This window comes from Trinickia sp. LjRoot230 (assembly GCF_964253315.1).
Taxonomy (GTDB): domain Bacteria; phylum Pseudomonadota; class Gammaproteobacteria; order Burkholderiales; family Burkholderiaceae; genus Trinickia.
The window spans coordinates 2,906,404-2,925,627 of record NZ_CAXUQX020000001.1 but is presented as its reverse complement, the minus strand read 5'-3'; the positions used below and the strand labels follow the sequence as shown (position 1 = coordinate 2,925,627).

The window sequence follows — 19,224 nt, the reverse complement described above, 5'->3', positions numbered from 1 at the left end:
TCGGTGGATGCAACGGTTTCTTCGGCGTCGATGGCCGAGCGCATTCGCGAGCGCATCGCGAGCGGCGAGCTGGCGCCGGGCACGCAATTGAGGCAGGAGCGCATCGCGACGGAATTCGGCACGAGCCATATTCCGGTGCGCGAGGCGTTTGCCCAACTGCAGGCCAGCGGCTTCGTCACGATCGTGCCGAACCGTGGGGCGTTCGTCTCCGCCATGACGGCGGCCGAAGCCGAGGAACTCCAGCAAATGCGCGTCGCGCTCGAACTGCTCGCGCTGGATGCCGCGATCGACGGGTTCAGTGCGGACGACGAGCGCGCCGCGCGTGAAATGCTCGCGCGCGACAGACGCGCGCGCGATGTCGACGAATGGTCGAAAGACAACTGGGCGTTTCATCGGGCTATCTACCGCGCCGGGGGCAAGCGTCATCTGCTCGATACGCTGGAAGGTTTGTGGCTCAAGGCTGATCGCTACCTGCGGTTGGTCTGGCAGATCGAGCAGTACCAGGACACGTCGCTGGCCGAACATGGAGCGATTCTCGAGGCGGTGATCGCGCGCGATCGCCGCGTTGCCAAACGGCTGACCAAAGCGCACATCGCAGCGGCCGGCGCCGTGATGCAACAAGCGCTGCGCGCGCGCCAACCATGATTGGCCCGCATGTGCCGTCGTTGCCGCCGTTGCAAACGTTGCGCGCATTCGAAGCCGCGGTGCGCTTGGGCAGCTTCACGCTGGCGGGCAACGAACTCGCGCTGACGCAAGGCGCCATCAGCCAGCACGTGCGCGCGCTGGAGGCGCGCGTTGGCACAACACTGTTCGTGCGTGAGCGCTTGGGCGTCGTGCCGACTCTGGAGGCGCACGCGCTTGCGTTGCAAGTCAGGCAAGGGCTCGAAGTGCTCGCACGCGCTTTCGCGGGTCCTGTCGCACGCGGCTTGGGCGGTGCGCGTTCTGTGCGGCGACGTCCGCGCACGACGCTCGCGTTGAGCGTGCTGCCGGCATTTTCGGCGCGCTGGCTGGCGCCTCGGCTCGGTGCGTTTGCGCGTCGGCACCCCGACATCGCGCTCGTACTGCGCCCCGAGGTTGCGCTCGCGCGTCTCGATCGGCGCGATGGAGTAGATGTCGCATTGCGCTACGGTCCCGGTGGATGGCCGGGGCTGCAATCGGAATGGATGATGGACGAAGAAGTGTTTCCGGTGGCAAGCCCGAATTACCGGGCGGGTCGCTTGCCTCGGCGTTTTGCCGACCTAGCTCGATGCACGCTGTTGCGCCACGCGTCGCAGCCATGGGAGCCGTGGTTCCAGGCGGCGAGGGTCGATCTGACGGAGCCGCGCGACGGGCCGCTTTTCAAGGAGGCGGGCGCGCTGCTCGAAGCAGCGGCCAACGGGCAGGGCATTGCGCTCGGGAGGGCAACGCTCGTCGAGGCCGATCTTGCGGCCGGCCGACTGGTTCGCCTATGGCGCAAAAGCGTCAAGGATATTTACGCGCACTTCGTTGTATGGCGCCCTGACAGCGGCAAACGCGAAGCCATCGATGCGCTGCGCCGATGGCTTCACGACGAGGCGGCCGCGGCCAACGCGGCAAGGTCACGCTAGGGCCAGCGCAAGCCTGTAATTAGCGTGAGGCCCTAATTCACTTTGGCCCATTCCGCGCGGATCAGTGCGCGGAACTCCAGGAATTCCCAGTCCGAATTCGGCGTGAACCGCTTGGTCTCGTCCCCGTCGATATAGTCGAAGTACTCCCAGTGAACGGTGTCGTTATCGGGGTACCGGTAGCACTGAATGGTCGCCGTCATGTTGCCCGGCGGGTTGCGGTTCACGAGCTTATGCACCTGATAGTACTCGGGCGTCAGGTACGTCACTTCGCCCTTGTGGAACACTGCTTCGGTGAAATACTGCGTGATGGCGGGACTCAGTTCCGGGTACAGCTCCACCCAAATGTCGCCGTGCAGTACCTTGATTACCGCGCATGCTTCGCCGTGGTCGTGGATCGGCGAGTAGTGGTTGCCGGGCCAGATTTCGAGGACATAAGGCGAGCCAGGCGAGTCTCCCTGGTTCGGGCCGATCGTGATCCGCAGATAGGTTTCGTCCGGCTCGCTCTTGCCGAATTCGTTCGCTTTTTGCTTCAGCTTCTCGTAGCAGATGCAGCCTGGCGTGACGATGCTGTGGTTGATCGCCGTCGAGAAATCGGGAAACTCGGGCGTATCGAGTGCAATCGCCGGCCCCGCGACGTTGCCGTACAGCACTTTGCATGCGTCGGGCAGGCTGGCTACGACCGTCGCCTCGTTGCGCGCGATCATGTCGAGCGTGATGCGCTCGCTCGACACCAGCACCGGGGGCGGCGCGAGTACAACGGGCGCAGGCCATAGCAGATGGCTTAGCGCGACCGGCAGCGGGGTGCCCGCTTGCGTCGCAAGCCCGATGTAGCGCAGGTTTTTATAGTCGCCAGCGGCTTCGGTTGCAGCCTGCTTGTGCGCCTCGCGACGTGCCTTTGCCGTCGCACCGACGGGCAGCGCCGCGGGTGGTGTGGGCGTGACGGGCAAAGGCGCTTCGAACGCGACGAGTTGGGGCAGCATCTCCCCCTTGCCGAAGCGCACGCGCGCATTCAGATAGTCGAGGCTCACCCAGTATGAGATCGCGGCGTCGGGTTCGAGCAGCGCCTTCTTCGCTGTGGTCTGCGCGATCACGCCGCTTGGGTCGTTGCCGTTATCGCGGCGTAACGCCGTTTTTTCCAGCCCGACTTCGAGCACCAATAGCGTGCCCTCCACATTCTTTTGCGAGCCCAACACAATGCGAAAGGGTTGAGCGGTCTTGAACGTGAACGAGATGGTGCCTTGGCCGTGCACCGGGAATTCGTAGTTGGTGAACGCGACGAGCCAACCTGTGCCGGGCCGGACGTCGGTGAACGTCGACGTCAGGGCCGGAAACAAGTGTCGCAGCGGTGCACGTGTTTGCGGGACGAGCTTCATCGCATTCTCCAGGTAGCGGGTAGCGGGCGCCTGCGTTACTGCGGCCATGAGGCGTTATGCAGGCAATCGTGTACGCCGGCTTTGCCAGCGGGAGTGGAATCGTTGGCAATGTAGACCTGAGTTGCCGCGGACGGCGGATAGCTCAGATCATCATCGCCTCCGGTGCATTGCGCGCTTTGCCCTGGCCCGATGACGATCTCGGTGCCGACTTTCAAGTGACATTGCGTGACTCGGTTAAGCCGGCTCCAGCTCGTGCAAATCTCGTGCTTGGCGCGATAGGCATCGACGGGCCCCGCGGGCGGCTCGAACGACCACCAGCGGCCGTATTGCGCACGCGGCTTGGTTGAATCCCAGACGCGGTACACGGTGAGCGGCTGCTTCACCTTGAACACTTTTGCCTTGCAAAGGCCGCCTTTTCCCGGTTGTCCTAACGCAGCGTTCAATAACGCTGGATCGTTCACTTCCACGAGACCGTAAGGCGCCTCGATCGAACCCGGACACGCGGCCTCCGGCGCATTCGGCGAGGGGGTGCTGCTGGTGCGCGGCTGCATTGGGGTGCAGGCCACGGTAACGAAGGCTGTCAATGCCGATGTCAACGTTAATGTTAATGAAAGCCGCCGTGGGAATAACGGCTTGCGCCGTGCAGCGGAAATGGGAAAGGGCATGTCATCCACCATGACAATGGTTATAGATCGGCAGTTCCGGTCGCGCATGTGCGCAAACCGCATGTGCGCAAACCAAGCGAGAGCCAGTACATTTTCAGCCATGGTAGGAAGAAATATTGGCAAACGAAAGTGCGTCGAGTGAAAAAACCATTTTGCATAAACGAGAGATCGGCCGAAACAATCGCTATGAACTACGGGATGCAGTATCGTGAAAGTGCTGAAAAGAGAATTAGACTAAGGCCACTCGACCGAAGCAGCGAAAATCGGCGAAACAAATCACTGCACTACCGCAATCATCCGACGCTGGCACATCGCTCGTCCAGCGCGCACAGCTACGACCGTAGCCAACACGGAGAATCCCCATGGCAGAAATCGCTATGACGCGCGCCGAAGTTGCCGCGTTCATCGAGCGCGAGTACGCGCGGCCGCAAAGCAACAAAGTGCTGCATACCCATCCGAGTCCGATGTACTGGCGTGCTAATGACGGTCATACCGAGAAGCGCTGGAAAAAGCGTGCCGAACTCGCAAAACAAAACAAATTCAGCGATAACCTTTATTTAGGCGTGCCATTTTGTATTCCCACCGATCCGGCGCACTGCGGGTTTTGTCTTTTTCCTACGCAGGATTATCGGGGCAGGTCGCAGATTACCGATTACCTCGATTATCTCGAGCGCGAAGCCGATATGTTCGACGGCATGCTGGCGCATGATAGGCTGGCATCGATTTATGTCGGCGGCGGCACGCCCAACCTGTTGCGCGATGGCGAATATGCGCGGTTAATTTCGATAGCCGCCAAGCTCTACGGCGACGTCGCGCCGACGATCGAAAAGACGCTCGAGGGTATCCCACAGCTTTTCACGCGCGACAAGGTTGATGCGATTAGCCGCGCCGGGTTCAACCGCGTCAGCATGGGCGTGCAGCAACTGAGCGACCGGTTGATCCGTTACAGCGGCCGCAAGCAGACGCGCCAACAGGTCATGGATGCGCTGTCGTTCTTCAACGAAGCGCAACTGGCCTGCAATGTCGATCTGATCTACGGCTGGCCGGAGCAGACGGTCGACGACATGCTCTTCGATCTCGGCGAACTCGTGCGCTCTGGCGTGCGCCACATTACCCACTATCAGTTGAACATCGCCGGTCGCAGCGACTTTAGCAAGTCGCAACGCGATGTACTGCCGTCGCTCGATGAGACGATCGACATGTATCGCGAATCGGTGCGTTTTCTGACGGCAAATGGCTTTCGGCAGGCGACCGTCTACGATTGGGAACGCGTCGAACCCGATACGAATGGCCGGTTCCGGTTCGAAGGCGCGGAGCAATATCAATACGAAACGCATTTGCGCCGGCTATTGGAGGCCGGCGACGACGGCATGGTGCTGCAGCATATGATCGGCGTAGGCTACGCGGCGATCAGCCTGCCGCCGTCGACGTGGGCCGGCGACGATGGACTGAACTGGATGCAAATGAACCATCGTTCGCTCGGCGGCTACTATGGCGCAATCGACAGCGGTGTCTTCCCGGTCGAGAAGCAGTTCGTCCAGGCGCTGCCGGATATGAAGCTCGCATGGCTCTTCCAGCAGATGCAGGCGATGACGATCGATCTCGAAGCCTATCGGATGGTGTTCGAAAGCGATGCGCTCGTCGAATTCGCGCCTGTGTGGGAAGAACTTGCCGCGCGCGAATGGATCGAACTCGCGAACGGGTCTATACGTTTTGTCGATATCGGCGCTTTTCATATTCCGATGCTGCAAGCGTTGCTGAGCCAGACGAGATTGCGCGAACTGCGCGAAGAGCCGGCAGGCGCGCCGGGCTCGCGCCGCATCGTTCCTATTCATGAGATGACGTAATCTCACGTTCGTGACATGACCGACCTGGCCGATTGCATCACTACGCGCGATGGCGTGCGGCTTGCCTTGATTCGCGTGGGCAATGGCCGCGGGGCACCGGTCGTGCTCACGCATGGCACGTTTTCGAATCACCGCAGTTGCATGGCGCTTGCAGCGTTTCTCGCGGCCCGCGGGCTCGCGTGCTGGGTGTTCGATTGGCGCGGGCACGGTCGCAGCGCGCAGCCTCGCGCACCCTATACGTTCGATACCGTGGCCATGGAGGATGTGCCTGCTGTGATCGACGCCGTGCGCGCACGCAGCGCCGGCCAGCGAATCTTCTGGGTCGGCCACAGCGGAGGCGGGCTCGTGGCCGCGATGTGGATGGCGCGCAACCCGGCACACGCAGCGCGGGCACTGAGCGGCGTCGTGCTGCTGGCGAGCCAGGCGACGGCGGCGGCGGTGTCCTGGCGCAATCGCTTACGCGTGCGTGCGATGGCCTGTTGGATCGCCTGTGGCGGGCGGTTGCCCGGGCCGCTGTTAGGCGTCGGCCCGGAGTCGGAAGCGGGCGGGGTGATGCGCCAGTGGTGCCAGTGGAATCTGCGTGGCGCGTTTGTCGGTATCGACACCTTCGACTATATGCGTGCGCTGCGCTCGGTCGAGGTGCCCGTACTTGCGCTTGCGGGCGTGGGCGACACGTTCATCGCACCGGAGCAAGGGTGCGAGGCGCTTGCTTCGGCATTCGGCAGTGCGGACCGCACGTTTCGTCTATGCGGGCGTCTGCATGGCTTTCGCGAGGACTACACGCACGAGCGCTTGATTCTCTCGCGCAATGCCGCGCGCGAGACGTGGCCGCTGATTGAACATTGGCTTGCGACGCATGGCGCCGCGATGGCGCAAGGCGCATTGGCCGGCTGACGTTCTCACGTTCAAAGAAACACGGCGCCCCTGCCAACGGGGGCGCCGTATTCACGAGAGAACGCGTTCTGCGCGCTTTTTAGAGACCCGCTTTCGTGGTGACCGTTACCCACTGACCATTTTTGACCTGGTACATCGTCGACGAGCCGTGCTTGAGCGAGCCGTTCGCGTTGAACGCGATATGGCCGGTGATGCCGTCAAACTCGATCGCCTTCAGCTTCGGGCGGTAGGTCTCGGGCGATGTCGAGTTGGCCGCCTGCATCGCCTTGATCGCCGCCCACGCAGCGTCGTAGCCGAACGGTGCATAAGACAGCACGTCCACGCCGAACTTTGCTTTGAATTTGCCCGCAAAGTCCTTGCCGACGGGCGTGCTCTCGAGCGGGCGCCCATACTCCCAAGCCATTGCGCCTTCGGCTGAATCGCCGGCCAGCTTGACGAAGTCGACATCCTTCACACCGCCGCCGCCCACGAACTGCGCATTGATGCCTAGCTGACGCATCTGCTTCATGATGCCGGCTGCCTGCGGATTGAGCGCGGCGACGAAGATCAGATCGGGGTTGCTGCCCTTCATCTTCGTGAGCTGCGTCTTGAAGTCAGTCGCTTGGTTCGTCGTGTACTCGCGTTCGATGATTTTGCCGCCAGCTGCTTTCACCGCCTTGTCGAATTCGTCGGCTTCGCCCTGGCCGAAGGCCGTGCGGTCGTCGATGATCGCAATGCGTTTCGCCTTGGTCACTTGAACCGCATAGGTGCCTGCCGTGCCTGCGTTTTGCGCGTCGCTCGAAATCACCATGAAGATGTTGGCGAAGCCGCGGCTGCTGATGGTCGGGTTCGTCGCAGCAGGGTCGATATCGGGAATGCCGGCTTTCTCGTACAGCTGCGAGGCGGGGATCGTCGTGCCCGAATTGAAGTGGCCGACGACGACGTTCACATTCTCATCAACGAGCTTTTGCGCGACTTGCACGCCCGTGCGCGGGTCGGCGCCGTCATCTTCGGCGATCAGCTTGAACGTTGCGGCCTGACCGTTGATCTTGATGCCTTGGGCTTTGGCGTCATCGAGCGCCATTTGCACGCCGTACTGCAAATCCTTCCCGTAGCTCGCATTCGGCCCCGTTAGCGGCGCGGCAAAGCCGACTTTGACTTCGACATCCGCGGACGCGGAAAACGGTGCGAGGGCGAGAAGCGTTCCAACAGCAACTGCGATCGGGGTGATGGTTTTCGCAAAATGCATGTTCTTTCCTTTGAGCGGCAAACATAGGAAAACGGCGATGGCGTGCGTGCCGGTTGCCGGCGCACGATTCTTGTTCGATGAAACGGCGTGTAGCGAGAGGCCTCCTGGTATTCGTAGTTGTCGTTAATGGGCCGGCGGCGTCTTGGCGCCACGGCATCGATTCGATGGGAATATAGAAAGCCAATATGTGAGCGTCTTGGCCTTTCGCGTCATTCCGCATGCGGATTTCGGCATAGCTTGGCAAGCTGCGCAATCAGGGCAAACGCGTGAACAGGCCCTGACGGCGCCGCGCTCGGAATGCCTCGCTATTTCAGCGTCAGCCGCGTGGCCATGCCGGCTTCATAGTGGCCCGGCACATTGCAGGAGAATACGAGCTTTTCGCCGCGTGGGCCCGAAAACCGCCAGATCAACGTTTTCGTTTCGCCCGGTGCGAGACTGATCACGTTCGGGTCATCGTGTTTCATGTCGGGCATGGCCGCCATTTCTTGCCGATGGGCGGCGGCGCCCGCCTCGTCGGCAATGCCAAATTCATGCGGTGCCGCGCCGCTGTTCATGACGACGAATTTAACGACGTCGCCACGGTGAATGTCTTCGCTATCGAACACAAGCCGCATCTGATCGGTGGCCTGCACGTGAATCGTCTTCGTTACCTGCGCCGCATTAGCCGGGGCACCGAATGCAAAACGATGGCCGGTGTCCGCGCGAACCGCGCAGGGTGTGGTCAGGACGGCGAGCGCGAGGGCCGCCGCAACAAGTTGCACATTCACATTCATATTCATACGGATTCCTGAGTTTTCTGATTCGCGTGACGAGTATAGAGCCGCCCTTGTCGGGTTTTCCCTGGGCGTGGCGTCACCGCTTTGATCGAATCGCAACGTTCTTCTCGCTGGAACCGGTCTTCGTGGAAGGATTCATCCTGCAAGCCCATTTTTATGGCGGATCGAACGCGCCTCGATCGATTGCGCCGACGAATTATTCAGGACACCTGATTATCCGCGGTCAAGCGCGGGCGGCGAAATGCCGTATACGCGAATGAGGGCGTATGCCCTTGCTGCTTTTGCAAAACGCTCATTCGTCGGAAAGGAATTGTTTTCAATGTTTGCGTCAATCCGCGCGCGCGTTGTCGCCGCTTGCATCGCCATCGTCGTTTGTGCTCTCGCTGTCAACGCCACACTCAACTACTTCGTCGTCGATTCACATGAAAACGACGCCATCAACAATAATCTGATCGCGCTCGCCAACGGCCACGACGCGGGCATCGCGGATTGGGTTGCCTCCAAGACGGCCGCCATCGCTTCGCTGCAGGACGTGGCGCTTGCGAGCGGCGACCCTGTGCCCGTGTTCAAGCAGATCATGGCCGCGGGCGGTTTCGTCAATGTCTATGTCGGCTACGCGGACAAGTCCGCCAAGTTTGGTGACCCCACAGGCGTTCCGCCCACCTACGATCCCATCGTTCGCCCGTGGTACAAGCAGGCGGCCGCGGCGGGTAAGCCCGTCGTTACGCCGCCTTACGTCGATGTCGGCACGGGCAAGCTCGTCGTGGCGTTCGCGGTGCCGATCGTACGCGATGGTGTTCTCAAAGCGGTCGTGTCGGGCGACGTCAGCATGGACAGCGTGATCAACAATGTGAAGTCGATTCACCCCACGCCGGCCAGCTTCGGCATGCTGGTGGACGGCGCCGGCGATATCGTCGCGCACCCCGATGCGAAGCTCACGCTCAAACCTGTTTCGTCGATCGCCCCAACGTTAAGCGCCGCGCGCGTCGCATCGCTGGCCGGCGCAGAGAAGCCGCTCGAAGCCGCCATCGGCGGCCGTACGGCGCTGCTGCGCGGCGTGAATGTGCCCGGCACAGACTGGACGGTGATCGTTGCGCTCGATGAAAACGAAGCCAAGGCGGGGATACGTTCGTTCGTGACGACGTCTGCGCTGGCGCTGCTCGTGATCGTCGCGCTTGCCGCGGCGGTCGTCTCGGCCATCACGGCGCACGCGTTCAAGCGGCTTTCGCTCGTGCGCGACGCGATGGACGCGATCGGCTCCGGTGCCGGCGACCTGACGACACGTCTGCCGGCCGATGGCCGCGACGAAGTCGCGCAGATCGCCCGCGCATTCAACACGTTTGTGGACAAACTGCGCGACGTCATGCTGCAGATCCGCGCCACGAGCGACTCCGTGCGCACCGCGGCCGACGAGATCGCAGCCGGCAACCTCGATTTGTCGGGGCGCACCGAATCCGCGGCGGCGAGCCTGCAGCAAACGGCGGCTTCCATGGAAGAGATCACGTCGACCGTCACGCAATCGGCCAGTGCAGCGCGCCAGGCCAACGAGATGGCGGCATCGGCCTCGAGCGTTGCGTCGCGTGGCGGCGAAGTCGTGGCCGAGGTCGTCAGCACGATGGGCACGATCGAGACGGCGTCGGGCAAAGTGGGCGACATCATCGGCGTCATCGACGGCATCGCGTTCCAGACCAATATTCTGGCGCTCAATGCGGCCGTCGAGGCGGCGCGCGCGGGCGAGCAGGGGCGCGGTTTCGCGGTCGTCGCGGGCGAGGTCCGCTCGCTGGCGCAGCGCAGCGCGCAAGCGGCCAAGGAGATCAAGTCGCTCATCGAATCGACTATCTCGAGCGTATCGTCGGGCTCGACGCAAGTGCGCTGTGCGGGCGAAACGATGACGGAGATCGTCGGCAATGTGTCGAGCGTGACGACGATCATGGCCGAGATCACCCATGCGGCCGACGAGCAGACGCGCGGCATTCAGGAGGTCAATCGCGCGGTGACGCAGCTCGATGAGATGGTTCAGCAAAACGCGGCACTCGTCGAAGAGTCCGCGGCGGCGGCCTCGGCGTTGCAGACGCAGGCGCTGCAACTGGCAAGTACGGTGGCGCGCTTTAAGCTGGATTGAATCCGCACGGAACCGGCGGCCGCCGCTTACGCCACGTCGACGAACCACGCGCCGAGCCACTCGCGCGGGCGTGCGATGTCGTCTTGTGCGGCGATCAGTTCGAGCTCGTAGCGGCCTGCCTCGTAGGTCGCCTTCAGCACGGCGTGCACGGCGGCGACGGTATGCTCGAGCGCCATGCGCACCGACTCGCCGGCCAGCCGCCGCGCGACGAACACCGCGCCCGTCAACTCGGCGACGCCCACGGGCTGGCGCGCAAACGGATAACGCGGGTACTGGCTCATCCACGCTTCGCTCGCGGTGACGGCAAGCAAATTGATGCGATCGGCGGGGCTGTTGCGGTCGCGCAACTGTTTGACGAGCATCACCTTCGGGCCGCGTCGGATCACCTCACGGCAAGCGAGCACCGCTTCGTCCACCGTCTCGATCGAACGGCCAACGAGCTTTTGCAACGCGTCATGCGCCGGCGCGAGCCCATCGGCCGCTTCGGGAATCGTCGCAAGCAGGTAGTCGTCCACCTGGGCGCCCGCGCCCGCGCCGATCACCGGCGTGGCGAAGTGCCATGCATCGGGGTTGGTGGCCTTGATCGCCCGGACGATTTCGACGACGGCCTGTATCTGCGAAGTGGAGCCCAGATAGCCGGATAGCACGGCGTCGCAGCGCCTTAGCATGCCGATCGTGCCGATGCCTTCTACGAGTTCGGTCATTTGCGGCGCATCGATCGCGCTGCCGGCCCAGTGACCGTACTGCATGTGGTTCGAAAACTGCATCGTGTTGAGCGACCACACGTTCACACCGAGCCGCTGCATCGGAAATACCGCCGCACTGTTGCCCGCATGGCCGAAGACGACATGCGGCTGGATGCTGAGGACGTTTTTCATGATGGCTTCGCTTCGCGCGGCAAGCGCGTTTCGAGGTCGACGGAACAACCGGCCGGGCGCAGTCAGTAGATGGCCGTTATGGCCTGTAAAACGGCGTCCGATCGGACACGATACAACAGTTGCTGCGTCGCGTCATCGTCCGAAACGCACGTAGCGTGCGCTCACTCTCTGTTTATCGTATTCCTTCGGACGGGCATTCCGACCGATACCCCGCCGCGTCCGTACTCCTCGCGCCACGAAAGCCGTCGGTTCTCGCCGTATCACAAGGGTTCGGGCTTGCGCGCTGCTACAATTACGAGTTTGCGATAACGTGTTTTCGACTCCTCGCGCGTGCGCAAAATGAGTCAGGCAGGCTCACGCGGGGTCAGCAGTCTCAGACAGCCCTGGCGCGGCAAAGCGCGCCCGGCGGCCATTACAACAAGGCACCAAGGAGCTACGCAACGTGCGAGCGAGCGTTTTTTCACCCGGGCGATCGGCGGCGTGCCCGGCAGCGCATGGCGCCCCGGCGTTGGCTCACACCAAGCGGTGAATGCAGTGACGGTATCGTTTCTGTCCGATTGGGTTGTCGTGGCGCTCAGTTGCGCCGCCGTGGTCTATGTGCTGATGGCGGCGCTGGCCATGCCTTCTGCGCGCGCGCAGCCGCGCCGCCCGGCGCGCGGTTTCGGCATGGCGCCGCCGACCGTCAGCGTGCTCAAACCGCTGTGCGGCGCTGAGCCACGGCTCTTCGAAAATCTGTCGACTTTTTGCGAACAAACGCACCCGCGCTACCAGTTGCTGTTCGGCGTTTCTTCGCCAAACGACCCGGCCATCGGCGTGGTGCGGCGGCTGCAAGCCGCGTATCCGCGGCATCACATCGAGCTCGTCGTCGATTCACGCGTGCATGGCCGCAACCTCAAAGTCAGCAATCTGATCAATCTGGCCTCGCACGCGGTGCACCCGCTCATCGTGGTTGCCGATAGCGACATCGCGGTCGAACCCGGCTATTTGCAGGCCATCATCGCGCCGCTTGCCGATCCCGGCGTTGGCATCGTCACCTGTCTTTATCACGCGAGCAGCGTCGGTGGGTTCTGGACCCGTGTCGGCGCGCTCTTCATCAACGAATGGTTTGTGCCGTCGGTGCACATCGCCCATGGAGCCGGCTCGCGTCGCTTCGGCTTCGGCGCGACGCTGGCGCTGCGCGCCGCGACACTCGAAGCGACGGGCGGCTTCGAGGCGCTCAAAGACTGCTTGGCCGACGATTACTGGCTCGCCGAACGCACGCGCGCACTCGGCTTGAAGACGGTTCTTTCCGACGTCGTGGTGGCAACAGACGTCATCGAGCCCGATTTCGCCTCCCTATGGCTGCGCGAGACGCGCTGGCTGCGCACGATCCGCTCGATCAATCCGGTTGGCTTCGCGTTCCTTTTCGTCACATTCACGACGCCGTGGCTGATGGCGGCCGCGCTGCGAGCCTACGGTTTGTCGGGCCACGAGGCGCACGCGAGCGCGGCGGCGCTGGGCGCTGCCGCAGCGTTCGGCGTGCTCGCGCGCCTCGGCGTGCATGCGCGCGGTTCGCGCGATGTCCGCACGTTCTGGCGCGATCTGCCGCTGGTGCCATTGCGCGATACGTTGCTCGTTTTGCAGTGGCTTGCCGCCGCGTTCGGCTCGCATGTCACGTGGCGCGGCGCGCGTGTGCGCGTCGTCGCACGCGTGGCGGAGGGTTCCGACAGCCCTTGAGCGCGCGCAGTATTTCCGAAGCGGTATTTCCCTTCGAGCTTTTTTCTTTGTCATCCGTATTCACGCAGGTTGCCGGAGCATTCATGAAAACCCTGTTCTTGCAGGCCCCGTCCTACGACGGCTTCGACGGCGGAGCCGGTTCGCGCTATCAGGCGAAGCGCGAAATTCGCTCGTTCTGGTATCCCACGTGGCTCGCGCAGCCCGCGGCGCTAGTGCCCGACAGCCGCGTGCTCGACGCACCGGCCGATGGCCTGTCGGTTCAAGCGACGCTCGATATCGCGGCCGGCTACGATCTCGTCATCATTCACACGAGCACCCCGTCGTTCCCGACGGACGCGCATTTCGCCGAGGACCTGAAAAAGCGCAAGCCGTCGGTACTCGTCGGCATGGTGGGCGCGAAGGTCGCCGTCGATCCTCACAATTCGTTGGCGGCGACAGAAGCGATCGATTTCGTGTGCCGCGAGGAATTCGACTTCACCTGCCAGGAAGTGGCGCAAGGCAAGCCGTTTGCGGAGATCCTCGGCCTGTCGTATCGGTTGCCCGACGGCTCGATCGAGCACAACGAAGCGCGGCCGATTCTCGAGAACATGGACGAGCTGCCGTTCGTCGCGCCGGTCTACAAGCGCGATCTGAAGATCGAGAATTACTTCATCGGCTATCTGAACTACCCGTACGTGTCGATTTACACGGGCCGTGGCTGCCGTTCGCGCTGCACGTTCTGCTTGTGGCCGCAAACGGTCGGCGGGCATCGTTATCGCACCCGCTCGGTCGAGAACGTGCTCGAAGAAGTGAAGTGGATTCGCGACAACATGCCCGAGGTCAAGGAGATCATGTTCGACGACGACACCTTCACCGACTTCAAACCGCGCGTCGAGGAAATTGCGCGCGGGCTCGGCAAGCTCGGCGTCACCTGGTCGTGCAACGCGAAGGCGAACGTGCCGTACGCGACGCTCAAGGTCATGAAGGAAAACGGGCTGCGGCTTTTGCTGGTCGGCTATGAATCAGGCGACGATCAGATCTTGTTGAACATCAAGAAGGGCTTGCGTACCGACATCGCGCGCCGCTTCAACGAGGATTGCCGCAAGCTCGGCATCAAGATTCACGGCACGTTCATTCTCGGGCTGCCCGGCGAAACGCAAGAGACGATCCGCAAGACGATCGACTACGCGAAAGAAATCAACCCGCATACGATCCAGGTGTCGCTCGCCGCGCCTTATCCGGGCACGACGCTTTACAACCAGGCGATCGAAAACGGCTGGCTCGAAGAGAACAAGGTCATCAATCTCGTCAGCTCGGCAGGTGTGCAACTGGCGGCCATCGGCTACCCGCATCTGGGGCGCGAGGAGATTTATCACCACCTCGAAAAGTTTTACAAGGAGTTCTATTTCCGCCCGTCGAAGATCTGGGAAATCGTGCGCGAAATGCTGACGAGCTGGGAGATGATGAAGCGGCGTCTGCGCGAAGGCGTCGAGTTCTTCCGATTCCTGCGCGCGCACGAGGCCTGAGCAGCGTGAGCGTGCCTCGCTCGGCCGATCGCGCGCTGATCGTCACAGCCGACGACTTCGGTCTCGACGTGCGCGTGAATGCGGCCGTCGAGCGCGCCCATCGCGAGGGCGTGCTCACCAGCGCAAGCCTGATGGTCAGCGCACCGGCCGCCGCCGATGCCGTCGAGCGCGCGCGGCGCTTGCCGACCTTGCGAGTGGGCTTGCATCTGGTGCTCGCCGACGGTGCGTCGACGCTTTCGTCAGCCGAAATTCCGGCGCTCGTCGGCACCGACGGCCGCTTCGGCGATGCGATGGTGCGCGACGGATTTCGTTTCTTTTTTCTGCCCGCGGTGCGCGCGCAGCTTGCGCGCGAAATCCGCGCGCAGTTCGCCGCGTTTGCCGCAACCGGGCTGCCGCTCGATCACGTCAACGCGCACAAGCACTTTCATCTGCATCCGAGTGTGCTTTCGCTGATGCTCTCCATTGGCCGCGAGTATGGCCTGCGTGCGATCCGGCTGCCGTTCGAGGCGAACGCGCCCTGGTGGCTCGCACCGTGGATCGCGCTGATGCGCTGGCGTCTTGCACGTGCGGGTGTCGTCCATAACGACTATGTCGTCGGCATCGCGCAAAGCGGCGCGATGGACGAGGCGGCCGTGCTCGCGGCGCTTGCCGCGCTGCCGCCCGGTCTGGGCGAGCTCTATTGCCATCCTGCTGAGCCTGCCGCGCCCGGTCAGGGGCCGCTCACGGCTTCCATGCACGCCTATCGCCATGCCGACGAGTTGGCCGCGCTGCTCTCGCCGCGCGTGGCGGCTGCCATGGCCGGCATTCCAACGGGCGGCTTCGCGGATTTCGCCGGCACGCGCGTTGCGCGACAAAGCGACGTTCGGGACGAGGTTTCACGGGAGGCCGGCCCGCGATGACGAAATGGCTGAAGTGGGCCGGCTGGCCCATCGGCATTGCGATTCTGATCGCGCTCGTCGTGCACGATGGCGCGGGCGACGTCGTACACGTCATCGGCCAGGCCGGCTTTGCGTTGCTTTGGCTCGTGCCGTTTCACGCGTTGCCGCTGCTGCTCGACGCCTATGCCTGGCATCTGCTGCTGCTTAAGCGCGCGCCGCTCGCCTTCCTCTGGTGGGTCGCGGCCGTGCGCGAGGCGGTGAGCCGCCTGCTGCCCGTCGTGGCGGTAGGTGGGGAGATCATCGGCATCCGCCTCGCGCGCTGGCGTGTGAACGACGCCAGTCGCGTGAGCGCTTCGGTCATCGTGGAAGTGCTCGTTACCATTGCCGTCCAGTACGCCTTTTCGGCGCTCGGCCTCGTGTTGATTCTGGCTTCTTCCGATAACGGCGGCGGCAGGACGATCGCGCTGGCGCTGGCCGTCTCGCTGCCGCTGCCGATCATCACCGTGGCGCTGCTGCGCCGCGGCGGCGTTTTTCATGCCATCGAGCGGTTCGCCGCGCGCGCGCTCGGCAGTGAGCACCGGCTGCTGCAGGGCATCGACGGCAAGCGTCTCGACGCGGAAATCGACGCGTTGATGCGACGCACCGGCTTGTTGGTACGCGCTTTCGCGTGGCAGTTGGGCGGTTACATGCTCGGCGCGCTCGAGACCTATTGGGCGCTGAAGCTGCTTGGTCACCCTGTCTCGGTGGGCGGCGCGCTCGCGATCGAAGCACTCACACAGGCCGTGCGGCATGCGGCGTTCATGGTGCCGGCGGGCCTCGGCGTGCAGGAAGCGGCAGTCGTGCTGCTCGCGCAGATGTTCGGCGTCGATCGCAACGTCGCGCTCTCGCTCGCGCTCGTCAAACGGATGCGCGAGGTCATCTTTGGCTGTATCGCGCTGGCCTCCTGGCAATGGGCCGAGCTTGCGCGCGCGCGCCTACGCCCGCCCGTGAACGAGCCGGCAGCCGCGCCTGCGGCAAAGGCAGGGGCAGGGGCAGGGGCAGGGGCAAGCGCACAGACCCGCAAACGCGGCGTTGCCGTGTCCGAAAGCGCTCACGAGCCACGCCGTTACCGTTAGGCAAAGCCCTCCGCGCGCTCGTTCTTCGGCCGTTTTCGTGGGCCGCGACTGGGCGTTCGTCTGATTTTGTCTGCCTAATCAACCGGCTTTCGCCTCCCACCCGACTATCGCAAAAGCGACGCAAAATTTTCGCAATCGCGTGGTATCGCCGCGACGGCCGCGCTGGGCGTACCGCCCGGCAACGGCCGCACAGCACGTCAGCGGGTCGATGCGCGCCTTGTGTTGCGATGCGGCAAACGTGCGTCGGCGCATTGCCGAATCGTGCTCGGCTTGCGACGATGCGTCCCGAGCGATGCCGCCCGACCCGCTCGGCAGAAGCGGGCAAGCGGCCAACGCTACCCCGAAGCAGGCAATCATCGCAGTCATTCATTCTGACGGAGACGCCCGTGTTTCTTTACGGTTTCGGCCCGGTTCTGCTTGCGGGCGCGATACGGACGATCGAATTGTCGGTGCTCTCGCTCGTCGTATCGGTATTACTCGGACTCGCCGGCGCGTTGGCAAAACTCTCGCGCAACCGGGTCACAGCGGGGCTTGCCACTGCCTATACGACGTTGATTCGCTCGGTGCCCGATCTCGTACTGATGCTGCTGCTTTTTTACAGCATTCAGATCGGCGTGAACCAGCTCACCGATGCGCTTGGCCTGTCGCAGATCGATATCGATCCATTCGCGGCCGGTGTGCTGACGCTCGGCTTTATCTACGGCGCGTATTTCACCGAGACGTTCCGCGGCGCATTTTTAGCGGTGCCCCGCGGCCAGTTGGAGGCCGGCATGGCGTACGGCATGAGCGGTGCCCGCGTTTTCGCGCGCATTCTTTTTCCGCAGATGATGCGTTTCGCGCTGCCCGGTATCGGCAATAACTGGCAGGTGCTCGTGAAGGCCACCGCGCTCGTATCGATCATCGGCCTTGCCGATGTCGTCAAAGCCGCGCAGGACGCCGGCAAGAGCACCTTCAACATGTTCTTCTTCATCCTGGTGGCGGCGCTCATTTATCTGGCGATCACGTCGGTGTCGAATCTCGTGCTGATCTGGCTCGACAAGCGCTATTCCATTGGCGTGCGGCAGGCGGAACTATGATCGAAATCCTGTCTGAATTCGGCCGGGCGTTCCTATATTGGGACGGGCATAACGTGTCGGGCTTGGCGATGACGCTGTGGCTGCTGGTCGTTTCGCTTGCGATGGGCTTCGTGATGGCCGTGCCGCTTGCGGTGGCGCGCGTGTCGCCGAATCGATGGCTGTCGATGCCCGTGCGCTGCTATACCTATGTCTTTCGCGGCACGCCGCTTTACGTGCAACTGCTGCTGATTTACACCGGCATCTACAGTCTCGAAGCCGTGCGGGCGCATCCGATGTTCAACGATTTTTTCCGCAGCGGCCTCAATTGCGCGATTCTTGCGTTTGGCCTGAATACGGGCGCCTATACCACCGAGATTTTTGCCGGCGCCATTCGCTCGATCAGCCATGGCGAAGTCGAGGCGGCGCGCGCCTATGGCATGAGCCGCTTCACGATGTACTGGCGCGTGATTTTGCCGTCAGCCTTGCGCCGCGCACTGCCGCTTTACAGCAACGAGGTCATCCTGATGCTGCATGCGACAACCGTAGCGTTCACCGCGACGGTGCCCGACATACTCAAGGTTGCACGCGATGCGAATTCGGCCACCTACATGTCGTTTCAGGCGTTCGGCATCGCCGCGCTGATTTATCTTGCGGTATCGTTCGCACTCGTCGCGGTGTTTCGACGGGCGGAACGGCACTGGTTGGCCCATCTGGCTGTCAGCCGCCACTGATTCATTCGAGGAGAGCACGGTGCTCCAAGCGACTTCCCCTTCCACCGCCGTCAAGCTCGCGGCGCTCGATATCCATAAGCGCTACGGCGACAACGAGGTCTTGAAGGGCGTCACGCTCCAAGCCAAGGCTGGCGACGTCATCAGCATCATCGGGGCGAGCGGCTCGGGCAAGAGCACGTTCTTGCGCTGCATCAACTTTCTCGAGCGGCCGAATGCCGGCCAGATCGTCGTCGACGGCGAAGCCGTGCGGACCCAGGCCGATCGCGCCGGCAACCTGGAAGTGGCCGACCACAAGCAGTTGCAGCGCATGCGCACCAAGCTCGCGATGGTGTTTCAGCACTTCAATCTTTGGGCGCACATGACCGCGCTCGAGAACGTCGTCGAGGCGCCGCGGCATGTGCTCGGGCTCTCTCGTCGCGAAGCCGAGGAGCGCGCGCGGATGTACCTTGAAAAGGTGGGCCTCGCGCCGCGCCTCGAGAAGCAATATCCGTCGCATCTGTCGGGTGGCCAGCAGCAGCGCGTCGCGATTGCCCGTGCACTCGCAATGGACCCCGACGTCATGCTGTTCGACGAGCCGACTTCCGCGCTCGATCCGGAGCTTGTCGGCGAAGTGCTGAAGGTGATGCAAAAGCTCGCCGAGGAAGGCCGCACGATGGTCGTGGTGACGCACGAGATGGGCTTTGCGCGCAACGTATCAAATCACGTGATGTTCCTGCATCAGGGGCGCACCGAAGAAGAGGGCGATCCGTCGATTGTGCTGGCCCAACCGCAAAGCGAACGGCTGCGGCAGTTTCTGTCGGGCAGCCTCAAGTAACGCCGGCATCGTGCGCGCCACCGAAGTCGCGATCGTCGCGC

The 19,224-nt window shown here is 63.0% G+C and carries 17 protein-coding genes; 12 read left to right on the top strand and 5 right to left on the bottom strand.

What is annotated here, in order from left to right; all coding sequences use genetic code 11:
• Nucleotides 1-3: 3 nt before the first annotated feature.
• Together ACSQ20_RS13255 and ACSQ20_RS13250 are read left to right on the top strand one after the other, a co-directional pair.
• A complete protein-coding gene (locus ACSQ20_RS13255; protein WP_436020631.1) occupies nucleotides 4-645 on the top strand; it encodes a GntR family transcriptional regulator in 642 nt (213 codons plus the stop codon).
• On the top strand, nucleotides 642-1,586 hold the full coding sequence (locus ACSQ20_RS13250) for a LysR substrate-binding domain-containing protein (protein ID WP_436020629.1): 945 nt from the start codon (nucleotides 642-644) through the stop codon (nucleotides 1,584-1,586). Before ACSQ20_RS13255 ends, ACSQ20_RS13250 begins: the two co-directional genes overlap by 4 nt.
• Before the next feature lie 32 nt (nucleotides 1,587-1,618).
• Here the strand turns inward: ACSQ20_RS13250 and ACSQ20_RS13245 are convergent, their stop codons facing one another.
• Both ACSQ20_RS13245 and ACSQ20_RS13240 read right to left on the bottom strand, forming a co-directional pair.
• Nucleotides 1,619-3,007, bottom strand: a complete 1,389-nt coding sequence (locus ACSQ20_RS13245) for a hypothetical protein (protein ID WP_436020627.1) — start codon at nucleotides 3,005-3,007, stop codon at nucleotides 1,619-1,621.
• Nucleotides 2,995-3,510: a hypothetical protein gene (locus tag ACSQ20_RS13240; RefSeq protein WP_436020625.1), complete on the bottom strand. Its 516-nt coding sequence runs from the start codon at nucleotides 3,508-3,510 to the stop codon at nucleotides 2,995-2,997. Before ACSQ20_RS13240 ends, ACSQ20_RS13245 begins: the two co-directional genes overlap by 13 nt.
• Before the next feature lie 476 nt (nucleotides 3,511-3,986).
• Between ACSQ20_RS13240 and ACSQ20_RS13235 the strand changes: the two genes are divergently transcribed.
• On the top strand, nucleotides 3,987-5,471 hold the full coding sequence (locus tag ACSQ20_RS13235) for a coproporphyrinogen-III oxidase family protein (protein WP_436020623.1): 1,485 nt from the start codon (nucleotides 3,987-3,989) through the stop codon (nucleotides 5,469-5,471).
• A 15-nt stretch (nucleotides 5,472-5,486) separates the two neighbouring features.
• Entirely contained in the window at nucleotides 5,487-6,365 is an 879-nt protein-coding gene (locus ACSQ20_RS13230; protein ID WP_436020621.1) for an alpha/beta fold hydrolase, read from the top strand.
• A 79-nt stretch (nucleotides 6,366-6,444) separates the two neighbouring features.
• Here the strand turns inward: ACSQ20_RS13230 and ACSQ20_RS13225 are convergent, their stop codons facing one another.
• The gene (locus tag ACSQ20_RS13225; protein WP_436020619.1) at nucleotides 6,445-7,593 is read right to left on the bottom strand and encodes a branched-chain amino acid ABC transporter substrate-binding protein; all 1,149 of its coding nucleotides are present in this window, start codon (nucleotides 7,591-7,593) and stop codon (nucleotides 6,445-6,447) included.
• Nucleotides 7,594-7,898: 305 nt separating this feature from the next.
• Nucleotides 7,899-8,372 carry a cupredoxin domain-containing protein gene (locus tag ACSQ20_RS13220; RefSeq protein WP_436020617.1) on the bottom strand — a complete coding sequence of 158 codons (474 nt, stop codon included), beginning with the start codon at nucleotides 8,370-8,372 and terminating at the stop codon, nucleotides 7,899-7,901.
• Between the two features lie 316 nt (nucleotides 8,373-8,688).
• Between ACSQ20_RS13220 and ACSQ20_RS13215 the strand changes: the two genes are divergently transcribed.
• Nucleotides 8,689-10,491, top strand: a complete 1,803-nt coding sequence (locus ACSQ20_RS13215; RefSeq protein WP_436020615.1) for a methyl-accepting chemotaxis protein — start codon at nucleotides 8,689-8,691, stop codon at nucleotides 10,489-10,491.
• A gap of 26 nt (nucleotides 10,492-10,517) precedes the next feature.
• Here the strand turns inward: ACSQ20_RS13215 and pdxY are convergent, their stop codons facing one another.
• Nucleotides 10,518-11,369: a pyridoxal kinase PdxY gene (gene pdxY, locus ACSQ20_RS13210; RefSeq protein WP_436020613.1), complete on the bottom strand. Its 852-nt coding sequence runs from the start codon at nucleotides 11,367-11,369 to the stop codon at nucleotides 10,518-10,520.
• Nucleotides 11,370-11,708: 339 nt separating this feature from the next.
• Here pdxY and hpnI point away from each other — a divergent pair, with 339 nt between their 5' ends.
• From hpnI to ACSQ20_RS13175, 7 genes are all read left to right on the top strand, one after another.
• Entirely contained in the window at nucleotides 11,709-13,085 is a 1,377-nt protein-coding gene (hpnI, locus tag ACSQ20_RS13205; RefSeq protein WP_436020611.1) for a bacteriohopanetetrol glucosamine biosynthesis glycosyltransferase HpnI, read from the top strand.
• A gap of 83 nt (nucleotides 13,086-13,168) precedes the next feature.
• The gene (gene hpnJ, locus ACSQ20_RS13200; RefSeq protein ID WP_436020609.1) at nucleotides 13,169-14,590 is read left to right on the top strand and encodes a hopanoid biosynthesis associated radical SAM protein HpnJ; all 1,422 of its coding nucleotides are present in this window, start codon (nucleotides 13,169-13,171) and stop codon (nucleotides 14,588-14,590) included.
• Nucleotides 14,591-14,601: 11 nt separating this feature from the next.
• The gene (gene hpnK / locus ACSQ20_RS13195; RefSeq protein ID WP_436023088.1) at nucleotides 14,602-15,489 is read left to right on the top strand and encodes a hopanoid biosynthesis-associated protein HpnK; all 888 of its coding nucleotides are present in this window, start codon (nucleotides 14,602-14,604) and stop codon (nucleotides 15,487-15,489) included.
• A complete protein-coding gene (locus tag ACSQ20_RS13190; protein WP_436020607.1) occupies nucleotides 15,486-16,583 on the top strand; it encodes a lysylphosphatidylglycerol synthase domain-containing protein in 1,098 nt (365 codons plus the stop codon). The genes hpnK and ACSQ20_RS13190 overlap by 4 nt, the downstream gene beginning before the upstream one ends.
• A gap of 386 nt (nucleotides 16,584-16,969) precedes the next feature.
• Complete coding sequence (locus ACSQ20_RS13185; protein ID WP_436020605.1) at nucleotides 16,970-17,659, top strand: ABC transporter permease; 690 nt, start codon at nucleotides 16,970-16,972, stop codon at nucleotides 17,657-17,659.
• A complete protein-coding gene (locus ACSQ20_RS13180; RefSeq protein WP_436020603.1) occupies nucleotides 17,656-18,369 on the top strand; it encodes an ABC transporter permease in 714 nt (237 codons plus the stop codon). Before ACSQ20_RS13185 ends, ACSQ20_RS13180 begins: the two co-directional genes overlap by 4 nt.
• 19 nt (nucleotides 18,370-18,388) lie before the next feature.
• Nucleotides 18,389-19,183: an ABC transporter ATP-binding protein gene (locus ACSQ20_RS13175; RefSeq protein ID WP_436020601.1), complete on the top strand. Its 795-nt coding sequence runs from the start codon at nucleotides 18,389-18,391 to the stop codon at nucleotides 19,181-19,183.
• Nucleotides 19,184-19,224: the final 41 nt, after the last annotated feature.

What these genes read in the sequence shown, in the direction of transcription:
- ACSQ20_RS13250 (WP_436020629.1), top strand. Translation starts at nt 642, where the DNA reads ATGATTGGCCCGCATGTGCCGTCGTTGCCGCCGTTGCAAACGTTGCGC.
- ACSQ20_RS13245 (WP_436020627.1), bottom strand. Translation starts at nt 3,007, where the DNA reads ATGGCCGCAGTAACGCAGGCGCCCGCTACCCGCTACCTGGAGAATGCG.
- ACSQ20_RS13240 (WP_436020625.1), bottom strand. Translation starts at nt 3,510, where the DNA reads ATGCAGCCGCGCACCAGCAGCACCCCCTCGCCGAATGCGCCGGAGGCC.
- ACSQ20_RS13235 (WP_436020623.1), top strand. Translation starts at nt 3,987, where the DNA reads ATGGCAGAAATCGCTATGACGCGCGCCGAAGTTGCCGCGTTCATCGAG.
- ACSQ20_RS13230 (WP_436020621.1), top strand. Translation starts at nt 5,487, where the DNA reads ATGACCGACCTGGCCGATTGCATCACTACGCGCGATGGCGTGCGGCTT.
- ACSQ20_RS13225 (WP_436020619.1), bottom strand. Translation starts at nt 7,593, where the DNA reads ATGCATTTTGCGAAAACCATCACCCCGATCGCAGTTGCTGTTGGAACG.
- ACSQ20_RS13220 (WP_436020617.1), bottom strand. Translation starts at nt 8,372, where the DNA reads ATGAATATGAATGTGAATGTGCAACTTGTTGCGGCGGCCCTCGCGCTC.
- ACSQ20_RS13215 (WP_436020615.1), top strand. Translation starts at nt 8,689, where the DNA reads ATGTTTGCGTCAATCCGCGCGCGCGTTGTCGCCGCTTGCATCGCCATC.
- pdxY (WP_436020613.1), bottom strand. Translation starts at nt 11,369, where the DNA reads ATGAAAAACGTCCTCAGCATCCAGCCGCATGTCGTCTTCGGCCATGCG.
- hpnI (WP_436020611.1), top strand. Translation starts at nt 11,709, where the DNA reads ATGAGTCAGGCAGGCTCACGCGGGGTCAGCAGTCTCAGACAGCCCTGG.
- hpnJ (WP_436020609.1), top strand. Translation starts at nt 13,169, where the DNA reads ATGAAAACCCTGTTCTTGCAGGCCCCGTCCTACGACGGCTTCGACGGC.
- ACSQ20_RS13190 (WP_436020607.1), top strand. Translation starts at nt 15,486, where the DNA reads ATGACGAAATGGCTGAAGTGGGCCGGCTGGCCCATCGGCATTGCGATT.
- ACSQ20_RS13180 (WP_436020603.1), top strand. Translation starts at nt 17,656, where the DNA reads ATGATCGAAATCCTGTCTGAATTCGGCCGGGCGTTCCTATATTGGGAC.